We start from the raw sequence: 24539 nt of genomic DNA on the forward strand, positions 1-24539 counted from the left end.
AAATATGGATAAGCACCCGGTTGGATTAGCGCCGCGCCTGTTAAGTTACCTCATCATCTGCCTGATTGCCGGGCAGCCGGTCTTTCCGGCGGTGGCGGCGACCATCAACCCGGTCACGCCGGGTACGCAGATGGATCAGGCCGGAAACGGCGTCCCGGTAGTTAACATCGCCACGCCCAACCAGGCAGGTATTTCCCATAACCAGTTCCAGGACTATAACGTCGGAAAAGAGGGGCTGATCCTTAACAACGCCACCGGGCAGATGACGCAAACTCAGCTCGGGGGGATTATTCAGAACAACCCTAACCTTCGGGCCGGCCAGGAAGCGACCGGCATCATCAATGAAGTCATCGGCGGCAATCGCTCACAGCTGCAGGGTTATACCGAAGTGGCGGGCAAGGCGGCCAACGTGATGGTCGCTAACCCCTACGGCATTACCTGTAACGGCTGTGGATTTATCAATACCCCCAATGCCACGCTGACCACGGGCAAACCTCAGTTTGATGCGGCAGGTAACCTGCTGGCGCTGGATGTCAGCAAAGGTACCATCACGGTCGAAGGCCAGGGCCTCGATGCCAGCAAAACCGATGCGCTGTCGATCATTGCCCGGGCAACGGAAGTCAACGCCGGTATTCACGCCAAAGATCTTAAGGTGACCGTGGGCGCCAACCGTGTTTCATCCGCGGGCGCGGTCACGCCGATAGCCGGAGAAGGTGCCGCGCCCGTGGTTGCCGTGGATACCGGCGCGCTGGGCGGCATGTATGCCAATCGTATTCACCTTGTTTCCAGTGACAAAGGCGTGGGCGTCAACCTGGGGAACCTGAACGCGCGCCAGGGCGACATCACCCTGGATGCCAGCGGCAAGCTGGTGGTAAATAACAGCCTTGCAAGCGGGGATCTCTCGGCTCAGGCGGATAGCGTCGTGCTGAGCGGCGAGCATAAAAGTGGGGGCGCAACGCAGGTTAATAGCCGCTCTGACATCACCATCGCCAACGGTAAGTTAGCCAGCAACAGGGAAATCACGCTGAACGGCAGCGGAAAACTGACGCTGAACAACGGCCAGCTCACCGCAGGCAATGACATTGCTCTCAATGCCGGGGCGGTAAGCATGGACGCGGCCAGCGAGGCCAACGCGGGCGGCGCGATCCGGGCCAGCGCGGGGGCAGACATGGGCAATGCCGGGAAGCTGACGGCGGGGCGAGACATTGCTTTATCCGCTGGCCAGGTAAGCAACAGCGGCCAGATTACGGCCAACGGGGACCTGAACGCCAGAGCCAGCAGCCTCAACAACAGCGGGAACGTACAGGCACAGCGTAATATCCAGCTCGACCTCGGTTCGTTCACACACAGCGGCCAGATGCTGGCCGGGGCAGGACTCACGGCCACGACCGGGGATGCCTGGATAGACGGCATGTTGAGCAGCGGCACCGACCAGGCGTGGACCAGTCGCAACACCTTCAATATTGGCCGGAATGGTCAACTGCTGAGCAGCGGCAATCTTGCGCTTGAGTCCGGAACGTTCAGTAATGCGGGGACGGTGAATGGTAAGCAGGCGGTCGCATTAAGCAGCCAGCAGTTTTACGGCCAACAGGGAAGCTCGCTGGCAAGCGGGGGCAACCTTGAGCTGGTTACGCAGCAGCTACAAAGCGCCGGGCAAATCACCTCGCAAAAAGATCTGACGTTCAAGGGCGGGCGATTTGAAACCCTTGCCGGCGGGCAATTGCAATCTGAAGGCAATATGCTGCTGCAGGCTAATAATAGCCTCACGCTGAGCGGTACGCAGGCCGCAAAAGGTGCGCTCGTGATTAACACCGGCACACTGACACACAGCGGAAGCACCAAAGGTAATACCGTTACGCTTGGCGCCCGTCAGATCGACACCAGCGGAAATATTCAGGCTGATGGCGCAATGTTGCTCACCGCAGACAATATTGTGCAACAGGCCGGTGGTGCCCTGCTGGCGCAAAACAACTTACAGCTTAATGCCCTGAACTTTACCAACCGGGGCTCGCTGGACAGCGATGCGCTGACGCTGGCCATCGTCGGGAATATCGACAACCAGACAAGCGGCAAAATCACCGCACGCAATGGACTGAACAGTACCTCCGATAGCTTTAACAACGCCGGGCAGGTAGCGGCCTCCGCGCTTGACGTCGCTGCGCAGACCGCCCTGACCAACACCGGCAGCATGCTGGCTGAGAAAAACCTGAATGCAACGGCGGCACAGCTAAAAAACACCGGCCAGCTTGAGGCGGCCTCCCTCGCGCTGCATGGCACCACGCTAGACAACGGCGGCCTGATTCAGGGCGGTCAGAATCTCACGTTAACGGCTGCGAACCTGGCTAACCGAAGCGGCGGCAAAATCATCAGCGGCAGCGGCCTGGCGCTCAGCATCCCGCAGCTCACCAATGCAGGCCTGATTTCCGTTCAGCAGGGGCTGGCCATTGATAGCCTGATGCTGGTTAACAGCGGGAATATTGAATCTCAGGCGATGACGCTGAAAGCGGGCCAGCAGGTAGACAACCAGGCCAGTGGAGCACTGCTGGCGAAAGATGCGCTCTCGCTCACGGCTGGCAGCTTCAATAACGCCGGGAGCCTGCAGGGAAAAAATCTCGCTATCGGCGCAGGGCAATGGAATAACAGCGGGCTGACCCGCGGAAGCGAGAGCTTAACGGCAAGCGTTAGCGGGGAGCTGAATAACGGCCCACAAGGGAAAATCATCGTCGGCCAGCCGGACGCTCAGGGCGTCATCGCCGGCGGTCAGTTTGATCTCAACGCCGGGAGCGTGACCAACGAAGGCTGGCTGCAAAGCGGTGGCGGGGCGAACGTGACCGTTCAGGCCCTGGTGAACGCGGGGGTGATTTCCGCTAACCAGGGCGCAACCCTCGAAGGGCTGACGCTCGATAACCGGGGCCGCATTGAAGCGCAGGATCTTCAGCTAAAACTGCGTGACAAAGTGAATAACTTTGCCGGCGCCGTGCTGGTGGCAAAACGCAACCTGCAGCTTTCTGCACCTGAGTTAGATAACGCCGGCCAGTTAATTGCCGACAGTACCGTTCTGGATGCACAAAACGTCACTAACACGGGCTTGCTGCAAGGGGATTCCGCGCTCAAAGCCACGGGCGACACCTTCAACAATGCCACGGGGGGCACCGTGCTGGCTGAAAGGGAGCTGACGCTTGCCGCTCGCCAGATGACCAATGCGGGAGAGATTCAGGCCGACAGCGCGACGCTCAATGCCGGCCAGATGACCAACAGCGGCAAGCTGCTTGGCTTGTCCATCCTCAACCTGACCGCGACTGATAACCTGGCCAATACCGGTAAAATTCTCGGCAAAGACAAACTCCTACTGACCAGCGGCAGCCTCGAAAACCAGGGCACGCTGGCGGCATCTGATCTCAGCGTCGACAGCCAGCGTAACGTCAACGGCGGCCTGTTGCAGGGCGAAAAATCGCTGCGTCTGGGTGCCACGGTGCTGAACAACCTCGCGCAGGGGAAAATTATCAGCGGCAGCGGGTTGTCGTTGTCTATCCCTGAGCTGAACAACGCCGGGCTGATTTCGGTAGCGCAAGGGCTGACGATCGACGGGGTCAATCTCAGCAACAGCGGGAACATTGAAGCCAGCGACCTGAACCTGGGGCTGACGCAAGGGCTGGATAACCAGGCCAGCGGTGTGCTTCTCGCCGACAACACGCTCTCGGTGACAACGGCCAAAGGCAGTAACGCCGGGAAACTGATTGCCAACAATACAACCCTGACGGTTGATGACCTGACCAATAACGGATTGCTCCAGGGTAACCAGGCCATTAGCTCCCGGGGCAAGACGCTGACTAACGGTGGCCCTGGCCAGCTATTAAGTGATGGAAGCATTGCCGTGAATGCTGCGCGTCTGGATAACGCCGGCCGACTGCAGGGGAGAAATATTACGCTCACCGGCGGGCAAAACGGCGGTGAAAATACAGGGCAGATCCTTGGCCGTGACGCGCTGAATATTTTATTCGGCGGGGCGTTCAACAACGGCGGCCGGCTGATTAGCCAGAACACTCTCGGCCTGACGACCGGGCCACTCAGCAATGCCGGCATTATTGCAGCCTCTACTTTGGACATTGATGCCGGGTCAGCCCAGGCAAACAATAGTGGCTTGATTCAGGCCGACGGCAAACTCACCTTCACCGCCGCTGCCCTGCAAAACGATAAAGGGGCAACGGTGGCCGCGGGCGATGACGTCACTTTGACCCTGCCGGTGTTAAATAATGCAGGCAGCATTTCTGCAGTCAAACACCTCCAGCTCAACGGGGGACGTTTAGATAACCTCGGCGCCATCGACGCCCAAAATCTGGATTTCGACCTGAGCGGGCAGTTAAATAATCTGGCCGGAGCCTCACTGCTGGCGGACAACCGGCTGGCAATGACCGCTCACGGCTGGACTAACGCCGGGCAAGTTATCGGTGACAACGTCACGTTCTCTGTTCTGCAGGGGCAAAACGATGGCCTGCTGCAGGGCGACAGCAGTTTGAAGCTCAACGCCACTCAGTTTGGCAACGGCGCGGCAGGCAAAGTGCTGACCGGCGGCTGGCTCGATATGCAAGGCGACCAGCTGAGCAATCAGGGATTGCTGCAGGGGCAAACATTGACGCTGCAGGGCACAAATCTCAGCAATACGGGGTCGCTGTCCGGCAAAGACAGGCTGTCGATTAACACCGATAAATCGGTCACTAACGACGGGCAGATGCTGAGTCAGGGAGAGCTGCAGCTTTCCACCGGCCAGCTGGATAATAATGGCGTGCTGGCCGCGACAAAGGTCGGTGTTCGGGCCGACACGCTTAATAACCGGGGAACGCTGCAGAGCAACAGCGGGTTGGATCTCCACAGTGCCGTTGTGACAAACAGCGGCACGCTGCTGGCTAAGCAGGGGCTGAATATCACCGGCACCAGCCTCGACAACGGCGGTATCGTTCAGGGGGACACGCTCACTCTTGCCTTGCAAAACGGGCTAACCAACCAGGCGACAGGGAAACTGCTGGCAACCGGCACGCTTGATTTCAGTGGAGAGTCGCTGAGCAATAGCGGTGCGGTGGCAGCGGATAACGCGCGCCTGGCGGTAAACATTTTCAATAACGGTGGGCTGGTGCAGGGCAATAATGGCCTGTCGCTGTCCGGTGCAGGGGCAAATCGCCCTCAGACCATGCTGCTGAGAAGTTTTGCCGCAGCGCCACCTCCGGCCGTTCGTGTCCTGAATAACCTGAGCGGCGGGAAGCTGCTGAGCGGCGGCCAGCTCGACATTGCCGCTAATGATGTGAGCAACGCTGGCACCGTTCAGGCCCGCGACAATCTGACCTTCACCGCAGGAAGCCTGAATAATCAGGGTACACTTTCGGCGGGCAGTTTAGCGCTCGATATCGCCGGACAGTTGAATAACCAAAGCGGCGGCAAATTACTGGCGGCAGATACGCTGCAAGGCCTGAGCGAAACCCTGGCTAACGGCGGCGTGATTGCCGCAGGCAAGCTCGAACTCGGCAGCAACCGCATTGATAACCAGGGCGTGCTCCAGGGCGACACTGCGCTGGCGCTGAATACTCCGCAGCTCAACAACCTGGCCGACGGGCAGATCGTGAGCGGCAGCTCGCTGAACCTGACCATTCCGCAGATGGTCAACCTGGGCCTGATCTCCGTGAAGGAGGCGCTTGCGCTGTCAGGCGCGAGCCTGGATAACCAGGGCATGCTGCAGGGCGGCAGCCTGGCGCTGAACTTTACCGACAACATCCTCAACCGCAACGCGGCCAAACTGCTGGCAGAGAAAGGTCTGTCTCTGCAAACGGCCAATCTTAACAATCAGGGCACGCTGGCAGGTGACACCGCAGAGATAACGACCAATACCCTGAACAACGCAGGCTTGATGCAGGGCAATACGGCGCTGACGCTGGCCTCGGGTACGCCATCCACGCTGACAGTCACGAACCAGAATAACGGGAGAATACTGACCGGCGGGGCTCTGGCGCTTAACCTGTCGACGCTCGCCAATCAGGGAACCCTGCTGGCTCAGCAGGGAATGACCGTCCATGCCGATACCGTGGACAACCAGGGCACGATGCAGGGGCAAGATCTGACGGTTAACGCTTCCACGGTGAATAACTTGTCCGGCGGCAGAATGCTCACGGGGGGGCAGTTGGCGCTTAATGGCCAACAGATCGCCAATGCCGGCATTATGCAGGGCCAGACCCTGGGCGTGAAAGCGACTAACTGGGACAATAGCGGCAGCGCGCTCGGCCTCAACGGGCTGACGGCTCAGGTTGATAACGAACTCATCAACGGTGGGCGTTTGCTCAGCCAGGGCGTGAGCCAGATAACCGCCGGAACGTTAACCAACACCGGCGCAGTGTTGAGCGAGGGGGACTTAACCCTCAGCGGCGGCGCGCTGCTGAACCGCGGCAATATTCAGGGCAGCAATCTCACGGCCAACAACGGGGCGATAGACAACGCGGGTTCGGTGATTGGCCTGAAATCGCTGACTCTGCAGCCTCAGCAGGACATCAACAACCGGCTGGGCGGCGCCATGCAAACCCAGGGCGCCATGCTGGTGTCCGGGCAGAACGTCACCAACGGCGGCCTGTGGCAGGCGCAGTACCTGAAGCTGAACGCTCTGCAACTGCAAAATAACGGCACGCTGCAAAGCACCGGCAACCTCGATCTGGCGCTGGTATCCGGCCTGACGAATACCGGTGCCATAACGGCCAATAACGCGGCCACCGTTACGGCTCCGGGAATAACAAACCAGGGGCAAATACAGGCTAAAAATCTTGCTCTCAGCGGCAGCTCGCTCAATAACAGCGGCAATATCAGCGGCGTTGAAGGCCTGGGGATCTCGCTGGGCGGTAACCTGGATGTGCAAAGCGGCGCGAAACTGCTGACCAATGGTTTGCTGACCGTCGGGGCCAATATCATCACCAACCTCGGCCACGTTCAGGGCAACGCGGTGACGCTCACCGCCGCCGCACTAAACAATCAGGGACGTATAGAAGCGAATTCCGCCCTCACCGGCACGCTGAGCGGAGGCCTGGATAACGGACAGAATGCGGTCCTGCTCAGCCAGGGCAGCCTGGATCTTGGGGCGCAGCAGCTAACCAACACCGGCACCGTTCAGGGGAACGGCAATACCCAGATCGATCTGCGTGAGCGCGGCAACAACCAGGGGCAGCTACTGAGCGGCGGTCTGCTTACGCTCAACGCGCCTGGGTTTACCAACGGCGGCTGGGTGCAGGGTTTCGCACTTATGCTGAATGCGGGCTCGCTCAGCAACAGCGGGACGGTGCTGGCGCAGCAGCAGGGGACGATCGGCGGCAGCTATATCCTGAATAACGGCATGTTACAGGGGGGCAGTTTAACCGTTAATCCAGGACAACTGGACAACAACGGCACCGTGTATGCCACACAGAACCTGGGCATCACGGCCAGCCAGGTTAACAGCGCTGCCGGGGCGCGGCTGCTTAGCCAGGGCAATATGGGGATCAACGCCGGGAATACCAGCCTGCAGGGGCAGGTCGCGGCGCTGGGCAACCTGTCGCTCAACAGCCAGGGCAGCTACAACCAGCTGACCACGCTGGCGGCCGGCAATACGCTGGCGGTCAGCAGTCAGGGCGATATTAACGTCAATGGCCTGCTACAGGGCCAGGGCGTGCAGCTCTCTGCCGCAGGCACGTTGAATAATAACGGGCAGGTCCGGGCGGGCTACGGCGAAAGCCACCTCAATGCCGGGCAGCTGAATCTGAACGGCGCAGGTAGCGTGCAGGCGGGTGGGACGCTGCGCCTGACCAGCCAGAACGGCATCAACAACGCGGGCTTCGTCGGCACCGCCGGTGATTTAATTGCCAGCGCGGGCGGGACGCTGCTCAACAGCGCCCTGCTGTATGCGGGCAATAACATGAGTCTGTTTGCCAACAGCATTCGCAACTATCGCGGCGATATTCTGGCGGGCAACAGCCTGTGGATGCAGCGTGATGCGGCGGGCAATGCCAACGCCGAAGTGGTGAACACCTCCGGAAGTATTGAAACGCAGAATGGCGATATTTCTATTCGCACCGGGAATTTATTTAACGGCTATATAAATTTTGTAGTGAATAAAACATCAACAAACTCTGAGAACAATCGTGATGTTTTTCCTATGGGGGCAAGTTATGGTACTGACAATAAAGGTCCGTATGTAAAGTTTGGTGTTTTCTTTGATATTCTCCAGGACGAAATTTACCCAGGTGGTAATTTTACAGAATCTTTGACTGTTGATGCCACCGGTGTCGCTGCGAGGATTTCTTCAGGAGCAAATATAGCTTTAATTTCAGGTCAGTTAACAAATCAGGCTAGTAATATTATAGCTAAAAAGAATATCAGATTAAGCGGAACGAGTCTGGATAATCTGAGTTATCAAACGGGGATGTCAAGCCGGGAGGTGATTTATGTGCTTGACAGCTACAGAAGTACATCAGGTGATACGGTTGAAGCGACTTACAGACCTAAAATATCTGAAGCTTCATCAACTAATGGTCAAATTTATCGGGCTAGTATACTGGCAGGTGGAGATATTAATGCCAGTTTTAGTAACCAGTTTGATAATTCATATATCACCTCAAATTCAGCCGGCTACACGCCAGGCCGCAGCAAGCCAGAGCTTAATTTAGCCGGTGGTCCTGGTGTAACTGGTGGCGCTCAGGCCACCGATCTAAACACGGGCACCAATAATACGGTGGCCGCGCCACAGGCAATGATCAATTTGCCTGGAACCGGGATTGGCAACATCGAAAATCCAATCGGAAGCGGCGGATTAGCCGCCGTGGATAGCCGGCCGCAGAATAGCGCGGACTATGGTCAGGCAGGCGGTAAGATCGCGGATATCAATCTAAGTCAGCAGGGCGGGCCAGGTATCGATTTAGCGGGCAACGCGACGGGCCTGGCGGATTCGAAGGCGAATGGTGGCAATCTAACGCCTGTAAACGGTGAGCTCGTTGAGCTGACCAAACAGCAATCGGGCGAGCCCTCTCGTCATAAAAATGATGATATTGCCGCCGCTGCCGCTCAGGTGATAGCGCAATCCAGCGGAGGTAAAACACCGCCTCCGCCGGGCTATGATTATCGCCCCATTGAACTGACGAACATCTCGGATATTACCTCGAAGCTGACGGCCAGTGGGTCGCCAGTTAAGCTCAGCGATTATCCGCTGCCTGCCAGCGATAACGGCTATTTTGTCGCGAATAAAGATCCGAAAAGCCCGTATCTGATCGTCACCAATCCCAAGCTGGATAGTCTTGGACAGCTGGACAACAGCCTGTTCAATGATATCTACAAGCTTGCCGGGATGGCCGGACCAACCGCACCGCAGGAAACGCGCGCCACTTATACCGATACCAATAAATTCCTGGGCTCGGATTATTTCCTGGCTCGACTGAACCTGCGCCCGGAATATGATTACCGTTTCCTCGGGGATGCGGCTTTTGATACCCGCTATGTCAGTAATCAGATCCTGAATCAGACCGGCAACCGCTACGTGAACGGCATCGGCTCCGATCTGGAGCAAATGCAGTACCTGATTGACCATGCCGCTCAGGCTCGCGATAAACTGGGTCTTAAGCTGGGTGTCAGCCTGTCCGCTGACCAGGTCGCGGCGCTGGATTCCAGCATCCTGTGGTGGGAAAACGCGGTAATCGACGGGCAAAATGTCCTGGTCCCTAAACTGTATATTTCCCCGAAGGATGTCACGGTGAATAACGGCAGCGTCATCGCCGGGAATCAGGTGATCCTCAACGGCGGCAATATCACCAACGACGGCAGCACGCTGCAGGGCAAAGCGCTGCTGAGCGCCAGCAGCCAGAACGCCATCAGCAATATTAACGGCGGGGCAATTAACTCGGGCGGTAGCCTACAGCTCAGTGCGCTGGGGGATATTAATAATGTCAGTTCAACTATATCAGGTCAAAAAGTTGCCCTTGAAAGTGTGTCCGGACAAATTGTTAACAAGACAACGGCAAATCTTTGGGATGCGGCAAATGTTGGAAAGGGCTGGAATCGGCAAGGGCTAGAGTTAGTACAAACAGATTTAGGTGCTTTGGCTTCTATCAACGCCACCGATTCTCTCATTCTTAGTGCAGGGACGGATATTCTTGTTACCGGTGCTTCTCTAAGAGCTGGCAGCAATATGGCACTTAAAGCGCAAAATAATATTGTCATTGAAAGTAATCAGCTTGTTGAACGAGAAAGGCGAGGTAGTAATCTCAACGAAAATATTACTCAACAGAGTAGCTCAATCACCAGCGGAGGAACGCTTAATCTGCAAGCGGGTTGGGATATTGCGGTTAAAGCCAGCAACCTGTATGCAGAAGATAACGTCGGCTTACAGGCCGGCAGGGACGTTAACTTAGAGGCGGCGGAATCTACCCACCGCGACCAATACACCGCGAAGAAAAAGGTCGATATCAACGAGTCCGTGCGCCAGCAGGGCACGGAGATCGCCAGCGGCGGGAACACCACAATTATTGCCGGGCGCGATGTTAACACCGAGGCCGCGCAGGTGACGGCCCACGGGGATATCGGCGTGGGCGCAGGGCGGGATATCAACCTGGCCACGGCCACCGAGAGCGACTACCACTACGACGAAGAAACCAAAACCAAAAAAGGTTTCCTCAGCAGCAAAACCACGCACACCATCAATGAAACCAGCTCGACCCGCGAAGCCGGAACGCTGCTGAGCGGCGACAACGTGACGCTGAAAGCCGGTAACGATCTGCTGGTGAAAGGCTCCTCCGTGGTGGGCGACGGCAATGTGGCGCTGAACGCGGGCAATAACGTCGATATCGTGGCTGCGACGGAAACTGACACGGCCTGGCACTACAAGGAGACCAAAAAGAGCGGCCTGATGGGCACCGGCGGGATTGGTTTTACCATCGGCAGCAGCAAAAGTACCCACGATCTGCGTGAGCAAGGCACCACCCAGAGCCAGAGCATCAGCACCGTAGGATCTACCGGCGGCAACGTCAGCGTCAATGCAGGTGGAACGGCGCATATTGGCGGTGCCGACCTGGTCGCAAGTAAGGATCTGTCAGTCGCTGGCGATAGCGTGCTCATTGAGCCGGGGCACGACAAACGTACCCGCGATGAGAAATTTGAGCAGAAGAGCACCGGGCTGACCGTGGCGCTGTCCGGGGCGGTGGGAGACGCGGTCAACAGCGCGGTAGAGACCGCCCAAACAACCAAAAATGAAAGTGACGGCAGACTGGCTGCCCTGCAGGCCACGAAAACGGCGCTGGCCGGGGGCCAGGCCTATCTGAACGACCAGAAAGCGGGGGCAGACAAAGATCCTGACAATGGCATTCGGGTAAGCGTCTCCCTGACCACGCAAAAATCGAAATCTGAGCAGCACGCCGAGTCGGACGTAGTGAAAGGCTCGACCCTGACGGCCGGGAATGATCTGAGCATCACCGCCACCGGAAAAGGAAACAGTGCGGACAGCGGCAATATCCTGATTGGCGGCAGCCAGCTTAAAGCGGGCGGCGATACATCGCTTTCTGCGAGCCAGGATATTGTCCTGGGCGGGGCGGCCAATACGCAGCTGACGACCGGCAAAAACAGCAGCAGCGGCGGCGGGATTGGCGTTGGTTTCGGCGTGAACAGCGGTTCGGCGGGGCTCAGCGTCTTTGCCAACGTCAACGCCGCCAACGGTAAGGACAAAGGGAACGGCACCAGCTGGACGGAAACCACGCTCGACAGCGGCGGCGCGGTGTCGCTCACCAGCGGCCGGGACGCCATTCTGAACGGGGCCCAGGTCAACGGCGATAAAGTTATCGCCGACATTGGCCGGGACTTGCTGATCGGCAGCCAGCAGGACTCGAATAGCTACGACAGCAAGCAAACCAGCATGGCCGCAGGCGGCAGCTACACCTTCGGAGGCGGTGGTGGTTCTGGCTATATCAGCCTCAGCCAGGACAAGATGAAGAGCACCTATGACTCGGTGCTGGAGCAAAGCGGTATTTTTGCCGGAAACGGCGGCTTTGACATTACCGTGGGCAACCATACACAGCTGAACGGGGCGGTAATAGCCAGCCGGGCCGGGGCGGATAAAAACAGCCTCGATACCGGGACACTGGGCTTCTCTGATATCGGCAACAAAGCCGACTATAAAGTCAGCCACAGCGGTATCAGCCTGTCCGGTGGCACGAAAATATTCCCCGGATCAATGCTGGCCGCTAACGGCCTCGCGAACGTCGGCACGCTGCTGGCCGGAATGAACGGGAAAGGTCACGCCGAAGGCACCACGCAATCCGCCGTGGCGGGTGGTAGTATCACGGTTCGTGACAAGGCAAATCAGCAGCAGGACGTTGCCACGCTGAGCCGCGACACTGAACATGCCAACGGCAGTATCGGGCAGATCTTTAACAAAGAGGAAGAGCAAAAACGCCTGCAGACGGCGCAGCTGGTGGGTGAGATCGGCGGCCAGATGACCGGCGTGGTGGCCACCTATGGCGACCTGCAGGCGCTGGATGCCGTGCGTGCCAAAGATAGCAAATACGCCAGCATGAGCGCTGCAGAACTGCGTAATACGGAGGACTACCAGAAAGCCTTTGGCGACTACGGCATCGGCGGTAAATACCAGATGATAGCGCAGTCGGTGAGCGGCATTCTGGCGGGCGCCGCCGGGGGCGATTTCAATAAAGCCCTGGCGGGTGGCCTGAATCCGGTGATGGCGCAGGCTATTAAGGGCACCACTGAAGGCAATGAACCTGCCAATCTGATGGCGCACGCGGTCTGGGGCGCTCTGGCGGCGCAGCTCTCAGGCGGCAATGCGGCGGCAGGCGCGGCGGGGGCATTCAGCGGCGAACTGGCGGCCAGGCATATCGCCGCAGAGATGTTCCCGAATACAAAACCTGGGGATTTGAATCAGGACCAAAAACAGCTCGTTAGTCTGCTGGGCACCATGGCGGCAGGGATCGCTGGCGGCGTGGTAGGGAATAGCACCGCGTCAGCAACCACGGGCGCGCAGGCCGGGAAGAATGCGGTTGAAAATAATCTCCTGGGTGCTACCTCATCCGACAAACTAGACAAGGCAGTTGAGAGAATTAAGAACGGTGATAAAACATTAGCTACCGCGAATGAACTGATTATGCTGGAAAATGCGAATAGCCGCAGTGATGCGCTTGTATCCAAATTCACCAAAGATCCTTCGCAAATGGACAGTAACGAGCGGGCGGAACTGGCGGGCTACCTGCGCGTCTATGCCAGTGAAATGGAGAAGGCGTACGGGTCAGCAATTGCACAGCAACTGGTTACAGGCCTATTGTCCGGTCAGAATTATATGAAGCGTAGCCCTGATTCCGAGGCAATGGCCAGTGCTCAAAAAATAATGAATACCTGGGGTTACCATAAATCGAATGCCAGTATTGGCGATGCACCGCTGATGTTTGGAAGTAGCGTACTGGGTATTACGGTGAAAGGTATGGCGGCTAATGTGGCAATAGGTACAGCGGTTAATACTGGTGTTCAGCTTAGTGGGAAAGATCCTTTCAGTTATGTGGATGCAATTATTGCGGGTATAACTGCTGCCGTGACTACAGGGAAAGGTATTGTAGTCTCGACACCTATTAATATGGGCGGTGCTGCTATTGGGAGTAGTATTAAGGGTGAAAATCCGACTAACTCTTCGATTGGTGCTGGGGTGGGTAATATTGTAGGTGGAGTTGGAGGTGAAATAATCAAAGGTGTCGCTTCAAAACTTGGAAAAGATAGCGTATCTGATTTAACAGGTACAGTTATCGGGGGATACATCAGTGAGAAAGCAGGAAGTGCTGTAAAAGACACTCTTGATAAAAAGGATGATGCCAATGCTAAAAAATAGCTTTATCAGATTATTTAAATTGATATTGGGTTGCTTAGTTTTATTCTTAGTTGCTGATGCTGTGTCAGTACTGCTTGCATCATTAATTGTTTATGCCAAAAAAGATTATTTTTTATTCAACTGGAGAGGTGTTTTTTCATCATTTTTTGAATCTGGATATATTGGTGGTCTTATTTTGGGTGTTGGGCTTTGGATTAGGTCTTATTTACAAGAACGAAAAGATAAATAGATTTAATTGAGTAAACCAGAACTCATTGTTCCTTATTCTGCTGTTTTCGGCGTCGAACACCGAAACGATCAGTGGCAACAACAGCAGCCACTGCGGTAGCGTGGGCGGTTGGTATAGATTATAGCTCTAGCGGCGCGGGAGCAACGTGTCGGCAAGCGTGAACGTCAGCCGGGGACATAATCAGTATGCCGGAAGATCTCTAAATATGAATGGTCCGTTTTGCCGGGATGCTTACAAACCGGCAGTGCAAAAAACCTGAAAAAGAAAAAGAGCGTGAAAAATGATTCCGTATATCAAATTGTTAATTTATTCTTGCATTTTTTGTATACTTTTTTGCTTTCTTTTAGGGGCTGGAACATCGTTCCTTATATACATTAAGAATGGATACTTTCTGATTCCTGATGGACAGATAAAGAGAGCTATTGTTTTTGGATTCATCGCAGGGATAGCGATTACATCGGCTACAATAGTTTTCAATTTGATAGATAAATTTAACACTCAAAAATAGTCCAGGCGTTCAATCGTTATGATGTTGATGAAGGCGAGCCCATCAGCAATGATGATATGGAAAGTTGAATTAATACGCTGAAACAACAGGCCATACGGGCAAGCTGTGGCTGTGAGAGTTGAATGGGTAACATACGCTCAGGCCGACAGAGAAAACCCGCTAGCCGGGGGCTTCTCTGGCATTAATCCCTTTAAGATAACGGGCGAAGCTATTCACATCCACGCAGATAAAAATCGCTTCGTGGATGTGAAACCCGGCTAAAACTTCATCCGCTAAACGTCATCTCTGCCACCCATTCGGCTTCGGGCTGCTGGTACAGCGCCCAGAACGTATCGGCCACGCCGGTGGCCTCGGCGGAGTCCGGCTCAATCAGCGCCGCTACCGTGACGGACCCCACGTGCACGCCATGCGATCTGGCATACGGGAAAAGCCCCAGCGTCAGGGCGCGAACGCCTGCTTTGCCAATGCTGATCGAAATGAATTCCGGGTTAGGGTGCACTCCCCAGCCGCCACCGGTGAACAACAGGGCGCCACGTCCGCGGGCAAACATAGTTTTCAATGCGGCCTGGGAGGCAGCCAGCGCCCCGCCGATATTGACCGCAAGGTCGGTGTTAAAGGTGGCGATCTGCTGGTCGAGCACTGATCCCGGGTGCAGATGTGCCGCGTTGTAGTGCACCACGCCGAGGGTGCCGAATTCGGTCTCAGTCTCCTGTATTAAAGCTGCAACGGCATTGGCATCGGCGGCATCGACAACCTTAGCGTACGCCTGGAAGCCTTTGCTGGCGAGGCGCGCCGCAAGTTCGCCAAGTTTCGATGCATTCCTTGCGGCTAAAATCACCACAAAACCTTCACGGGCGAAGCGTTCCGCCGTGGCATAGCCGATCCCCGGCCCGGCCCCAATGCTAAGAAAAGTTTTCATCATTTACTCCTCAATAAGTTCGCGAGCACTGTATCATCTGCATAAATGTAGATAATTCATCACTGGAGCAATTGCTTAATGCAAAATATGCAGGAATTCAGCGAGCATCTTAAAATTGACGAGCTGGCCGCCTTTGCTGCGGTGGTGGAAAACAACGGTTTTGCCGGAGCCGCGCGCGTGATGGACCGTAACGCTACCGTGATATCCAGAAGAATTCAGCATCTTGAATCCCGGTTGGGCACCCGGCTGTTGGCTCGTTCCACGCGTCATGTTGTGCTGACTGAGGCCGGGGAGCTTTTTTACCGCCGCGTGCGGGGCATCCTGGATGAGTTACGCAATGCTCAGCTGGAAGTCAGTGAATTCACGGCTGCCCCGGTTGGAAACCTTAAAATCTCTCTGCCGCTGACCTTTGGCCGACGCTGGATTACCCCCAAACTGTCGGCCTTTTTAGCCCAGTATCCCGGCATTCACCTGGACGTCAGGTTTACCGACAGGCTGGTGGATCTGGTGGCCGAGGGCTACGATGTGGCCATCCGCGTCGGGCGTCTGACCGACAGCGCGTTGATTGCCCGCACGCTGGGGCAGTTTGAATACCAGCTTGTCGCTTCCCCGGCCTGGCTGGCACAGCGCGAGATCGCTTCCCCCGCAGACCTCAGCGGGCATCATTGCCTGGGGCTGGTGAGTCATGCCAGCTGGCCAGACTGGATTCTGGTGAACGGTGACAGCAAAGCCACCGTGAGAATTAAGGGCCCGCTGCAGACGGACAATTCAGAAGCCCTGTTGCAGGCGGCGGTGGATGGGTTGGGGATTGCCCTGGTGCCAGACTGGCTTATCACGACTGAGCTTGCCCACGGGCAGCTGGTTCGGGTGTTACCGGCCTGGAAAGGCCAGAATCGGGGCGGCGTCTACGGAATTATGCCGCCGGGTAGATTGATTCCGGCCAAAACGCGCCTGTTTATTGATTATCTTCTGCAGGAAATGGGGGAAAAGCGGTCGGTCGCGTGAGGGGAAAATAAACTGCCCGGCGTAACCGGGCAGGAGTGTTACTCGGCTTGAGGTATCGCGCGAGGCTTGCCTTCTTTATCCACGGCGACATAGATAAATATCGCCTCGGTGGCTTTGTAGCGCTGGCCGATAGGCTCGGAAGAGACTTTTTTCACCCAGACTTCCACGTTGATGGTGATGGACGTTGTCCCGCGCTTAACGCAGCGGGCGTAACAGCACACTACGTCTCCCACCGCCACCGGTTTCAGGAAGGTCATGCCGTCCACACGCACGGTCACCACGCGGCCATGAGCGATTTCTTTGGCCTGAATGGCGCCGCCCATGTCCATCTGCGACATCAGCCAGCCGCCAAAAATATCGCCGTTGGCGTTGGTGTCCGCTGGCATCGCCAGGGTGCGCAGCACTAATTCACCTTGCGGTAATTCGTTCGGCATTACTGCTCTTCCTTTGGCATATGACGGTAGATGTAGACGCCGCTCAGCAGGGTAAAGACCAGCGTGATGGCGGTCAGCCCGAACACTTTAAAGTTAATCCAGATGCTTTCCGGGAGCCAGAACGCCACGTAAATATTCAATAAACCACAGGCGATGAAGAACAGCGCCCAGGCGATATTCAGGCGAGTCCACACCTCGGTTGGCAAAGTGATTTCTTTGCCCAGCATGCTCTGAATCAGCAGCTTGTTCATGCCGAACTGCATCACCAGCAGCGCCGCGGCGAACAGGCCGTAAATCAGCGTGACTTTCCACTTAATAAATTCGGCATTGTGGAAGTAAATGGTCAGGCCGCCAAACACGGCAACCATCACGAAGGTGACCAGCGTGGTCTTTTCCACCTTGCGGTACTTCACCCAGCTGTAAACCAGGGCGAGGGCGGTGGCGATGATCAGCGCCCAGGTGCCGACAAAAATGTCGTACATCTTATAAAAAGCAAAGAAGACAATCAGGGGCAGGAAGTCGAGAAACTGCTTCATAATCTGTTCCGTAAAGAGGTGACTCCTGACTATAACGCGCGGTCAGGAGTCGGGGAAGGTTATTGACGTATCAACATGTACAGGCGGAATAAGTAGATCAGCAGCACGGCTGAAATCAGGTTGCTTATGGTATTCGCAATCACGGCCCCGGCTTCCGGCGACAGCGCAGCAAAGCTGGATGCCAGCAGCAGTAACGCCGTTTTGGCCGCCAGCCAGCCGACGACCGCAGGGGCAACAAGGCGCATGTTGGCCCACACCAGGCGCAGGCTGCTGCGCATAGAGCGGAAAATCCCGATTTTATCCTGCACCAGCATTACCGGCGCAAGCGAAAGCAGGATAGCCAGCAGCACGCCGGGCACAACCACAAGCATGATCCCGATTTGCACCAGCAACGTGGTCAGGAAGATCAGAATGAACATTTTTGGCAGCACGGGCGCAGAGGCACCAATCGCGCGCAGGGCGCTTACGCGCTGGCCTGCAGAAACGATTTGCATCAGCACCATCATGCTGGCCGCCAGAATAGCGTTGCCAATCAGGCCCGAAAACGTGGAGGCTGCAGACGCTTTCAGTAACACTTGCTGCTGTTCCAGCGACATATTCTGCACTAAATCAAACAGCCCGACGCTGCCCGCCAGGTTATCTCCCTCACTCAGAATCGCCATTTGTTCTTCGCTGGGCGAGAACGCACGGCCAATAATCACCGAAATTAAGGCGCAAAGTAACGCAATCAGCAATATGGTAACAAACTGATTACGCAAAAAATTCCCCGTGTCACGGTATACGGAACCTGCCGTGATAGACATGCACTCTCCTTGATGTTGCTAACGGTTATCAATCTGGGGGCAATTGTACCCTGGATGAGGCTGCCGTGGCACCACAAAGACTTTCTATAAGCGGTTGAATAGCGTCAGTTCCGTACAGGGGCACCAGGCCGTAGCGGGCTCGTGCCCGGTTGCAGGCATCGTTGGTGACGCCGTCTTCCCCGGACATCGCAAACTCGCGGCACGGCGAAGGACGATTTTCATAAATGCTGCATCTGACCCGCTGACCTGGTTCGCCCTCCAGCGCTACGCAGCGGCTGTTGCGCTGGTTAGTGCCGCTCATGCAGCGCAGAAAAGGGGTAACCGGCTCGGTTAAATGCGAAGGGACCAGGCCGCCGGCGTCGTCGGCTTCAGCCCAGTAGAAAGAGACACGAAAGTAAGCACAACAGGCACCACAAGTCATACAAGGGTTATCGCTCATCTTGCACCTGCAACTTCTGATTTCACGTTTCAACGGTTGAGGAGAACACCCAAATTAGCCAAGTCAGGGGTTTTTACAAGGGGTGGATGGGGAAGAATTTTCAGGATGTGATTATTAACAAAGTTGATCTGGTTTAGGTTTGTTGTTTTTCACTGCGCTACCAAAAATTAATCCAGATCATTGAATGTTAAATTAGAGGATAAAGTGTGATCGGTGTTAGATCACTTTGTACTTCTTTCTGAGTATATTCAGCCCGCTGTTAAAAACCATAACAAGGGAAGGGCTATGAAAAAACTCACACTGGCATTACTGGCGATGGGATGTCTGTCCGGTGCGGCGTCGGCGCATCAGGCGGGGGAATTCTTTATGCGTGCGGGGACCGCGACGGTTCGACCCACCGCGGGCTCGGATGACGTGCTCAAAATGGGCGGCTTTAAAGTTGATAACAATACGCAGCTGGGGCTGACCTTCGACTATATGGTCACCGATAACATCGGGATTGAGCTGCTGGCGGCGACGCCGTTCCGTCACAAGGTCGGGCTTGGGCCAACCGGCGATCTTGCCACCGTGCGCCAGCTGCCACCTACGCTGATGGCGCAGTGGTACTTTGGCGATGCGGGTAGCAAAGTGCGGCCTTACGTGGGCGTCGGCGTAAACTACACCACTTTCTTTGATGCAAGCTTCAACGACACCGGCAAAAGCGCGGGCCTGAGCGATCTGAAAGTGAAAGATTCGTGGGGCGCTGCGGGTCAGGTCGGGCTGGATTATCTGGTGAACGAAGACTGGCTGCTGAACATGTCCGTCTGGTATATGGACATCGACACCACGGTGAAATTTAAAGCCGGGGAAGACCAGCAGAGCATCAAGACGCGCATCGACCCGTGGGTGTTTATGTTCTCTGCGGGCTACCGCTTCTAAAGGCTGTGATCGGGCTGGCCTTCAACGGGCCAGCCCGGTGAGGTTTATTCCTCCCGGAAGGGATTAATGGCTATCACTCCCGATACCAATGCCGTGCCTTTAATCCAATCGTTCCGGCAGTTTGATCGTATAAAACAGAGTTATCAAAATAGGTGATAATCCCGCCGTTGATGGTGTTCAGGCTGTGTTTGGTCAGATTGACGATGTGATGGATGTAGCGTCCGCCGTCGTTAGCGACCTTAAAGTGCTGGCCAAACAGGCTGCCATCGGCCAGCCTGAGCGTGTAATGCACGGGCGTGCCCTCTGGGCATTTGTCCTGTGCCTGCGGATCGGCGCTGAAGTAAATAAAGCCTTCGGAGCCGCTATCAATGATGTTTTTCCCGCAGACTTTTTCCCCGGTATCAAGCCGTTCCAGGCAGCCATCGATCTCGCTATCTTTCCAGTAGTGATGTGTATCCCCCGGTTTTGGCGGCTGAGCCGATAATGCGATTTGTCTGAACCCGCTGGTTTCGGCATTCAGCGGGTTAATAATCAGCTTACCGGGCTCGCTGTCGTGCGGGCGAGGGAGAATCACTATCCAGCGCTCACCCAGTGCTAACAGGGGATTAGGCGCATTGTTACGGGTCATGCCGATCCCAAGAATAGCTTTGTAGCCAGCGCTAACGGGGTCGCCGCCCATACGAAATTGATCGATAGGCGCTTTGGAGGCAATGCAATGTGGCCGGATGGCATTGCACTGGGCGGATTCAACCAGCTGAATGACGGTTGGTATGTTCACGCCCTCAAACCCGACCTGCGTCCTGACAAGCTCACCATCCAGCTGCACGCCGCTGGAATATTGCACGTGTTCAGGCTTGTTGAGCCGCTCTACATTGTCGACGTTGAGTACGCCCGGCATCACGCGGAGGCCGACCGAACCGGTATCGAGCATGGTTTCCACCGGTTTACCGCCAATGGTCAGCGTCACGCTATAACGCAGGCCATCGTTGGCCATCAGTTTGGCATGAACGGGCACGACTATGCGGGGGAGTGCCTGGGCAAATGCCTTAGGTAAGCCGAGCGTGAAAGAGAATAATACGAAAGCAAAGCCGGTTGTGGTTCTGGAAATCTGCGAGAAAAGAGTGGTGTCAGGCACGATGTGCGATCCTGTGTATGCATAGCAAAATGTTTTTATTCTTATCGCTGACTGTCGCCAGCGTCAGAACGTGCTTTCCGCTCCAAATTTTTTGGTGTGAGTGCCAACCCGACAAAAGAGGGGTGACTGCTTTAGGGTCGTCTTCCTGCGATCCTCGTTTCCCAGAGGCGATAAAATACAAAGAGTAAAGTCGCAATGCATGCGGTTTTTGCTGTCAGCCGCTAAAAGAAGGCGGGGAGGATGAAAATGGTCTGGAGAAAGGCGCAGGCATAGCGGCCATCATATTGAAAATAATGAGTAATCAATAATTATATAAAACCACTATGCCTGATATTTAAGATACTTCTGGCGTACCCCTTACATTCTACTTACCCGCGCGTGGCGGCTTTCATGTTCTGCACGAACTGTTTCAGTTCGCTGAGCATTACTTCAGGCTGTGCCAGGTTCTTTTCGATGATTTTCACCACCGCAGAGCCTGAAATCGCGCCTGCAGCACCGGCGGCAATGGCATCGCGTACCTGAGACGGTTCGGAAATACCAAAGCCTTGCAGAGGCGGCGCGGCCTGATACTCACCCAGTTTCTCAATTAAATGATGCAGCGGAAGCTGAGCGCGCGTTTCGGTGCCGGTAACGCCTGCACGGGAAAGCAGGTAAGTGTAACCCCGGCCATGAGCCGAAATTTCGCGCAGCAGCGTTTCGTCGGCGTTTGGCGGGCAGATGAAAATAGGCGCGACGTTGTGGCGCATTGCGGCATGGCGGAATTCAGCGGACTCTTCCACCGGCACGTCGGCAACCAACACAGAATCCACGCCCACTTTGGCGCACAGCGCATAAAATTCGTCGATGCCACGGTTAAAGACCAGGTTGGCATACATCAGCAGACCAATCGGGATCTCCGGGTATTTTTGGCGGATCGTCGCCAGCATTTCAAAGCACTGGGTTGGCGTCACGTCAGAGGCGAAAGCCCGCAGCGCCGCGCCCTGGATGGTTGGGCCATCCGCCAGCGGATCGGAGAACGGAATGCCCAGCTCGAGCGCGTCCGCGCCGCCCTCAATCAGTGCATCAATAATTTTCAGCGAAAGCTCAGGGGTTGGGTCGCCCAGCGTCACGAAGGGAACGAATGCGCCTTCCTTGCGGGCCTGCAGCTGTTCAAACAGATGATGATAACGTTCCATTACATTTCCCCTCGTGCTTTCAGAATATCGTGGACGGTGAAGATGTCTTTGTCGCCGCGGCCAGAGAGGTTCACTACCAACAGCTGCTCTTTTTCAGGGTTCTCGCGCATCATTTTCAACGCATGGGCGAGGGCGTGAGAAGACTCCAGCGCAGGAATAATCCCTTCGCTGCGGCACAGCGCTTTAAAGGCATCCAGCGCTTCGTCATCGGTAATGGAGACGTAATCGGCGCGGCCAGTGCTGTTCAGGTACGCGTGCTGCGGCCCCACGGACGGGAAGTCCAGCCCGGCAGAAATAGAGTACGACTCTTCAATTTGCCCTTCGTCGGTTTGCATCATCGGCGACTTCATGCCGAAGTAGATCCCCACGCGGCCGTGCTTCAGCGGCGCCCCGTGTTCGCCGGTTTCAATCCCGTGCCCGGCTGGCTCAACGCCAATCAGGCCCACGCTGGTTTCATCGATAAAGTCGGCAAACATGCCGATGGCGTTGGAACCACCGCCCACGCAGGCGATTACCGCGTCAGGCAGGCGACCTTCTTTTTCCAGAATCTGCGCTTTGGTTTCTTCGCCGATCATGCGCTGGAATTCACGCACGATGGTCGGGAACGGGTGCGGACCTGCGGCGGTGCCGAGCATGTAGTGCGCGGTTTCATAGCTTGCAGACCAGTCGCGCAGCGCCTCGTTACAGGCATCTTTCAGGGTGGATGAGCCGCTGTGCACCGGAATGACTTCGGCCCCCATCAGGCGCATACGGAAGACGTTTGGCGACTGGCGCTCGACGTCTTTGGCTCCCATATAAATACGGCATTTCAGGCCGAGCAGGGCGCTGGCGAGGGCAGAAGCTACGCCGTGCTGACCCGCGCCGGTTTCGGCGATGATTTCGGTTTTGCCCATACGCTTGGCAAGCAGCGCCTGGCCCAGCACCTGGTTAGTTTTGTGCGCGCCGCCGTGAAGCAGATCTTCACGTTTGAGATACAGCGTGGTGTTGGTACCAGCCGTAAGGTTTTTGCATTTGGTCAGCGCCGTTGGGCGGCCCGCGTAGTTCTTCAGCAGATCGGTAAACTCCGCCTGGAACTCAGCATCGCTTTGCGCCGCCACGAAAGCTTCTTCGAGCTGGCGCAAAGCAGGCATCAGGATCTGCGGCACGTACATCCCGCCAAATTCACCAAAATAAGGGTTCAGTAAAGTCATGGTATCTCTTCCTTAGTAAGCCCGCAGGGTCCGGAAGACCGCAGCCAGCTTGTTAGCATCTTTTATTCCCGGCGCACTTTCCACGCCAGAGTTGAAATCCAGTCCCGCGCAGCCGGCTTTAGCCGCTTCCACGCAGTTATCCGCTCCGAGGCCGCCCGCCAGAATCACGTTGTCCAGCTTTTGTCCGGCTAACAGTCGCCAGTCAAAGCTTTGCCCGGTGCCGCCCTGGCCGTTATCGAACACGTATTTGTCAACGTGCTGCAGATTCCGCTCAGGAAGCGTGTCGGCTACGCTCAACGCTTTCCAGATTTGTGTTTTCTCCGGCAGCAGCGCTCGCAGCTCAGTAATGTATGCCTGGGTTTCAGCGCCGTGAAGCTGAACTGCGCTCAGTGAGAACGTCTCTACTTTCTGCACAACTTCTGTTACCGGCGTATTTCTGAATACACCCACGTAGCGAAGCGGGGCGGAGGCAATGACTGCAGCGGCTTTCTCATCGCTGACAAAACGCGGCGAAGTCGGGACGAAGATCAGGCCACCGTAAATAGCTCCGGCTTCCTGAGCCGCACGAGCATCTTCCCCCCGCGTCAGGCCGCAAACTTTGTTTTCACCCAGCAACACGCGGCGTACCGCGGCGTTCAGGTCATCCTCGCTCATCAGCGCGGAGCCAATCAGGAATCCGTTGGCGAAGTGGCTGAGTTCACGAACCTGAGCGTAATGATTAATGCCCGATTCGCTAATTACCGTGACGCCGTGGGTCAGACGCGGGGCCAACTGGCGAGTGCGGTCCATGTCAATGGACAGATCGCGCAGGTCGCGGTTGTTGATGCCGACCACTTTGGCCCCGAGCGCGATGGCGCGCTCCAGTTCTTCTTCGTTGCTAACTTCGGTCAGCACGCCCATGTTCAGGCTGTGGGCCACGGCGGCCAGTTGGCGATACTGTTCATCGTCCAGCACCGAGAGCATCAGCAGGCAGGCGTCCGCCTGGTAAAAGCGCGCCAGATGAATCTGGTAGGCGTCGATAATAAAGTCTTTGCACAGCACCGGCTGGCTGACAATGCCGCTGACGATCGGCAGAAAATCGAAGCTGCCCTGGAAGTATTTCTCGTCGGTCAGCACCGACACGGCAGAGGCATAATGCTTATAAACACCGGCGATATGAGCCGGGTCGAAGTCATCGCGGATCGTCCCTTTGGACGGGGATGCCTTTTTGCATTCAAGAATAAAGACGGTGCGGGCCCCCTGCAGCGCGTCATAGAAGTTCCGCGTGGCGGGCACAATCTCATTCTGGAAGCTCGCCAGTGGCTGCTGCTGTTTGCGGGCTTCGACCCACAGCGCTTTGTCAGCCACGATACGGTTTAAAACGGTCTCCTGCATTCCC

Annotated in this window: 13 protein-coding genes; 4 read left to right on the plus strand and 9 right to left on the minus strand. The window is 56.1% G+C overall.

All coding sequences use genetic code 11. The features are described 5' to 3' along the window. Positions 1 to 4: 4 nt before the first annotated feature. The gene (locus tag WFN87_RS06860) at positions 5 to 13870 is read left to right on the plus strand and encodes a hemagglutinin repeat-containing protein (protein ID WP_336982322.1); all 13866 of its coding nucleotides are present in this window, start codon (positions 5 to 7) and stop codon (positions 13868 to 13870) included. Next, a complete protein-coding gene (locus WFN87_RS06865; RefSeq protein WP_336982321.1) occupies positions 13857 to 14099 on the plus strand; it encodes a hypothetical protein in 243 nt (80 codons plus the stop codon). The genes WFN87_RS06860 and WFN87_RS06865 overlap by 14 nt, the downstream gene beginning before the upstream one ends. 773 nt (positions 14100 to 14872) lie before the next feature. On the opposite strand, the gene WFN87_RS06870 is transcribed toward WFN87_RS06865, so the two are convergent. Then, positions 14873 to 15526, minus strand: coding sequence for an SDR family oxidoreductase (locus WFN87_RS06870; RefSeq protein ID WP_336982320.1), 654 nt, complete (start codon positions 15524 to 15526; stop codon positions 14873 to 14875). 78 nt (positions 15527 to 15604) lie between these two features. Here WFN87_RS06870 and WFN87_RS06875 point away from each other — a divergent pair, with 78 nt between their 5' ends. Continuing rightward, the gene (locus WFN87_RS06875) at positions 15605 to 16531 is read left to right on the plus strand and encodes a LysR family transcriptional regulator (RefSeq protein ID WP_336982319.1); all 927 of its coding nucleotides are present in this window, start codon (positions 15605 to 15607) and stop codon (positions 16529 to 16531) included. A gap of 38 nt (positions 16532 to 16569) precedes the next feature. Here WFN87_RS06875 and yciA read toward each other — a convergent pair whose 3' ends face one another. Genes yciA through WFN87_RS06895 form a run of 4 tightly spaced genes read right to left on the minus strand, consistent with a single transcriptional unit; the run spans position 16570 to position 18743 of the window. Continuing rightward, positions 16570 to 16965 carry an acyl-CoA thioester hydrolase YciA gene (gene yciA, locus WFN87_RS06880; protein ID WP_008454281.1) on the minus strand — a complete coding sequence of 132 codons (396 nt, stop codon included), beginning with the start codon at positions 16963 to 16965 and terminating at the stop codon, positions 16570 to 16572. Continuing rightward, the gene (locus tag WFN87_RS06885; RefSeq protein WP_166873360.1) at positions 16965 to 17501 is read right to left on the minus strand and encodes a septation protein A; all 537 of its coding nucleotides are present in this window, start codon (positions 17499 to 17501) and stop codon (positions 16965 to 16967) included. Before WFN87_RS06885 ends, yciA begins: the two co-directional genes overlap by 1 nt. A 59-nt stretch (positions 17502 to 17560) precedes the next feature. Continuing rightward, positions 17561 to 18304, minus strand: coding sequence for a YciC family protein (locus WFN87_RS06890; protein ID WP_166992054.1), 744 nt, complete (start codon positions 18302 to 18304; stop codon positions 17561 to 17563). 28 nt (positions 18305 to 18332) lie between these two features. Then, on the minus strand, positions 18333 to 18743 hold the full coding sequence (locus WFN87_RS06895; RefSeq protein ID WP_336707320.1) for a YkgJ family cysteine cluster protein: 411 nt from the start codon (positions 18741 to 18743) through the stop codon (positions 18333 to 18335). Positions 18744 to 19028: 285 nt separating this feature from the next. On the opposite strand from WFN87_RS06895, the gene ompW reads away from it, so the two are divergent. Continuing rightward, the gene (gene ompW / locus WFN87_RS06900; protein WP_336982318.1) at positions 19029 to 19661 is read left to right on the plus strand and encodes an outer membrane protein OmpW; all 633 of its coding nucleotides are present in this window, start codon (positions 19029 to 19031) and stop codon (positions 19659 to 19661) included. 73 nt (positions 19662 to 19734) lie between these two features. Here ompW and WFN87_RS06905 read toward each other — a convergent pair whose 3' ends face one another. The 4 genes from WFN87_RS06905 to trpCF all read right to left on the minus strand — a co-directional run bounded on the left by WFN87_RS06905 (position 19735) and on the right by trpCF (position 24535). Next, positions 19735 to 20796, minus strand: a complete 1062-nt coding sequence (locus WFN87_RS06905) for a hypothetical protein (protein ID WP_336982317.1) — start codon at positions 20794 to 20796, stop codon at positions 19735 to 19737. A gap of 368 nt (positions 20797 to 21164) precedes the next feature. Continuing rightward, complete coding sequence (gene trpA, locus WFN87_RS06910; RefSeq protein WP_336982316.1) at positions 21165 to 21971, minus strand: tryptophan synthase subunit alpha; 807 nt, start codon at positions 21969 to 21971, stop codon at positions 21165 to 21167. Further along, entirely contained in the window at positions 21971 to 23161 is a 1191-nt protein-coding gene (gene trpB, locus WFN87_RS06915; protein ID WP_008454293.1) for a tryptophan synthase subunit beta, read from the minus strand. Before trpB ends, trpA begins: the two co-directional genes overlap by 1 nt. 12 nt (positions 23162 to 23173) lie before the next feature. Then, the gene (trpCF, locus tag WFN87_RS06920; RefSeq protein ID WP_336982315.1) at positions 23174 to 24535 is read right to left on the minus strand and encodes a bifunctional indole-3-glycerol-phosphate synthase TrpC/phosphoribosylanthranilate isomerase TrpF; all 1362 of its coding nucleotides are present in this window, start codon (positions 24533 to 24535) and stop codon (positions 23174 to 23176) included. Positions 24536 to 24539: the final 4 nt, after the last annotated feature.

Origin of the sequence: Cedecea sp. AS113 (assembly GCF_037152415.1) — a bacterium.
Classification (GTDB): Bacteria; Pseudomonadota; Gammaproteobacteria; order Enterobacterales; family Enterobacteriaceae; genus Cedecea.

Bases quoted from the DNA above. Each gene is read 5' to 3' on its own strand.
- yciA (WP_008454281.1), bottom strand. From the start codon at position 16,965: ATGCCGAACGAATTACCGCAAGGTGAATTAGTGCTGCGCACCCTGGCG.
- WFN87_RS06875 (WP_336982319.1), top strand. From the start codon at position 15,605: ATGCAAAATATGCAGGAATTCAGCGAGCATCTTAAAATTGACGAGCTG.
- trpA (WP_336982316.1), bottom strand. From the start codon at position 21,971: ATGGAACGTTATCATCATCTGTTTGAACAGCTGCAGGCCCGCAAGGAA.
- WFN87_RS06865 (WP_336982321.1), top strand. From the start codon at position 13,857: ATGCTAAAAAATAGCTTTATCAGATTATTTAAATTGATATTGGGTTGC.
- WFN87_RS06860 (WP_336982322.1), top strand. From the start codon at position 5: ATGGATAAGCACCCGGTTGGATTAGCGCCGCGCCTGTTAAGTTACCTC.
- WFN87_RS06870 (WP_336982320.1), bottom strand. From the start codon at position 15,526: ATGAAAACTTTTCTTAGCATTGGGGCCGGGCCGGGGATCGGCTATGCC.
- WFN87_RS06895 (WP_336707320.1), bottom strand. From the start codon at position 18,743: ATGAGCGATAACCCTTGTATGACTTGTGGTGCCTGTTGTGCTTACTTT.
- WFN87_RS06885 (WP_166873360.1), bottom strand. From the start codon at position 17,501: ATGAAGCAGTTTCTCGACTTCCTGCCCCTGATTGTCTTCTTTGCTTTT.
- trpCF (WP_336982315.1), bottom strand. From the start codon at position 24,535: ATGCAGGAGACCGTTTTAAACCGTATCGTGGCTGACAAAGCGCTGTGG.
- WFN87_RS06890 (WP_166992054.1), bottom strand. From the start codon at position 18,304: ATGTCTATCACGGCAGGTTCCGTATACCGTGACACGGGGAATTTTTTG.
- trpB (WP_008454293.1), bottom strand. From the start codon at position 23,161: ATGACTTTACTGAACCCTTATTTTGGTGAATTTGGCGGGATGTACGTG.
- ompW (WP_336982318.1), top strand. From the start codon at position 19,029: ATGAAAAAACTCACACTGGCATTACTGGCGATGGGATGTCTGTCCGGT.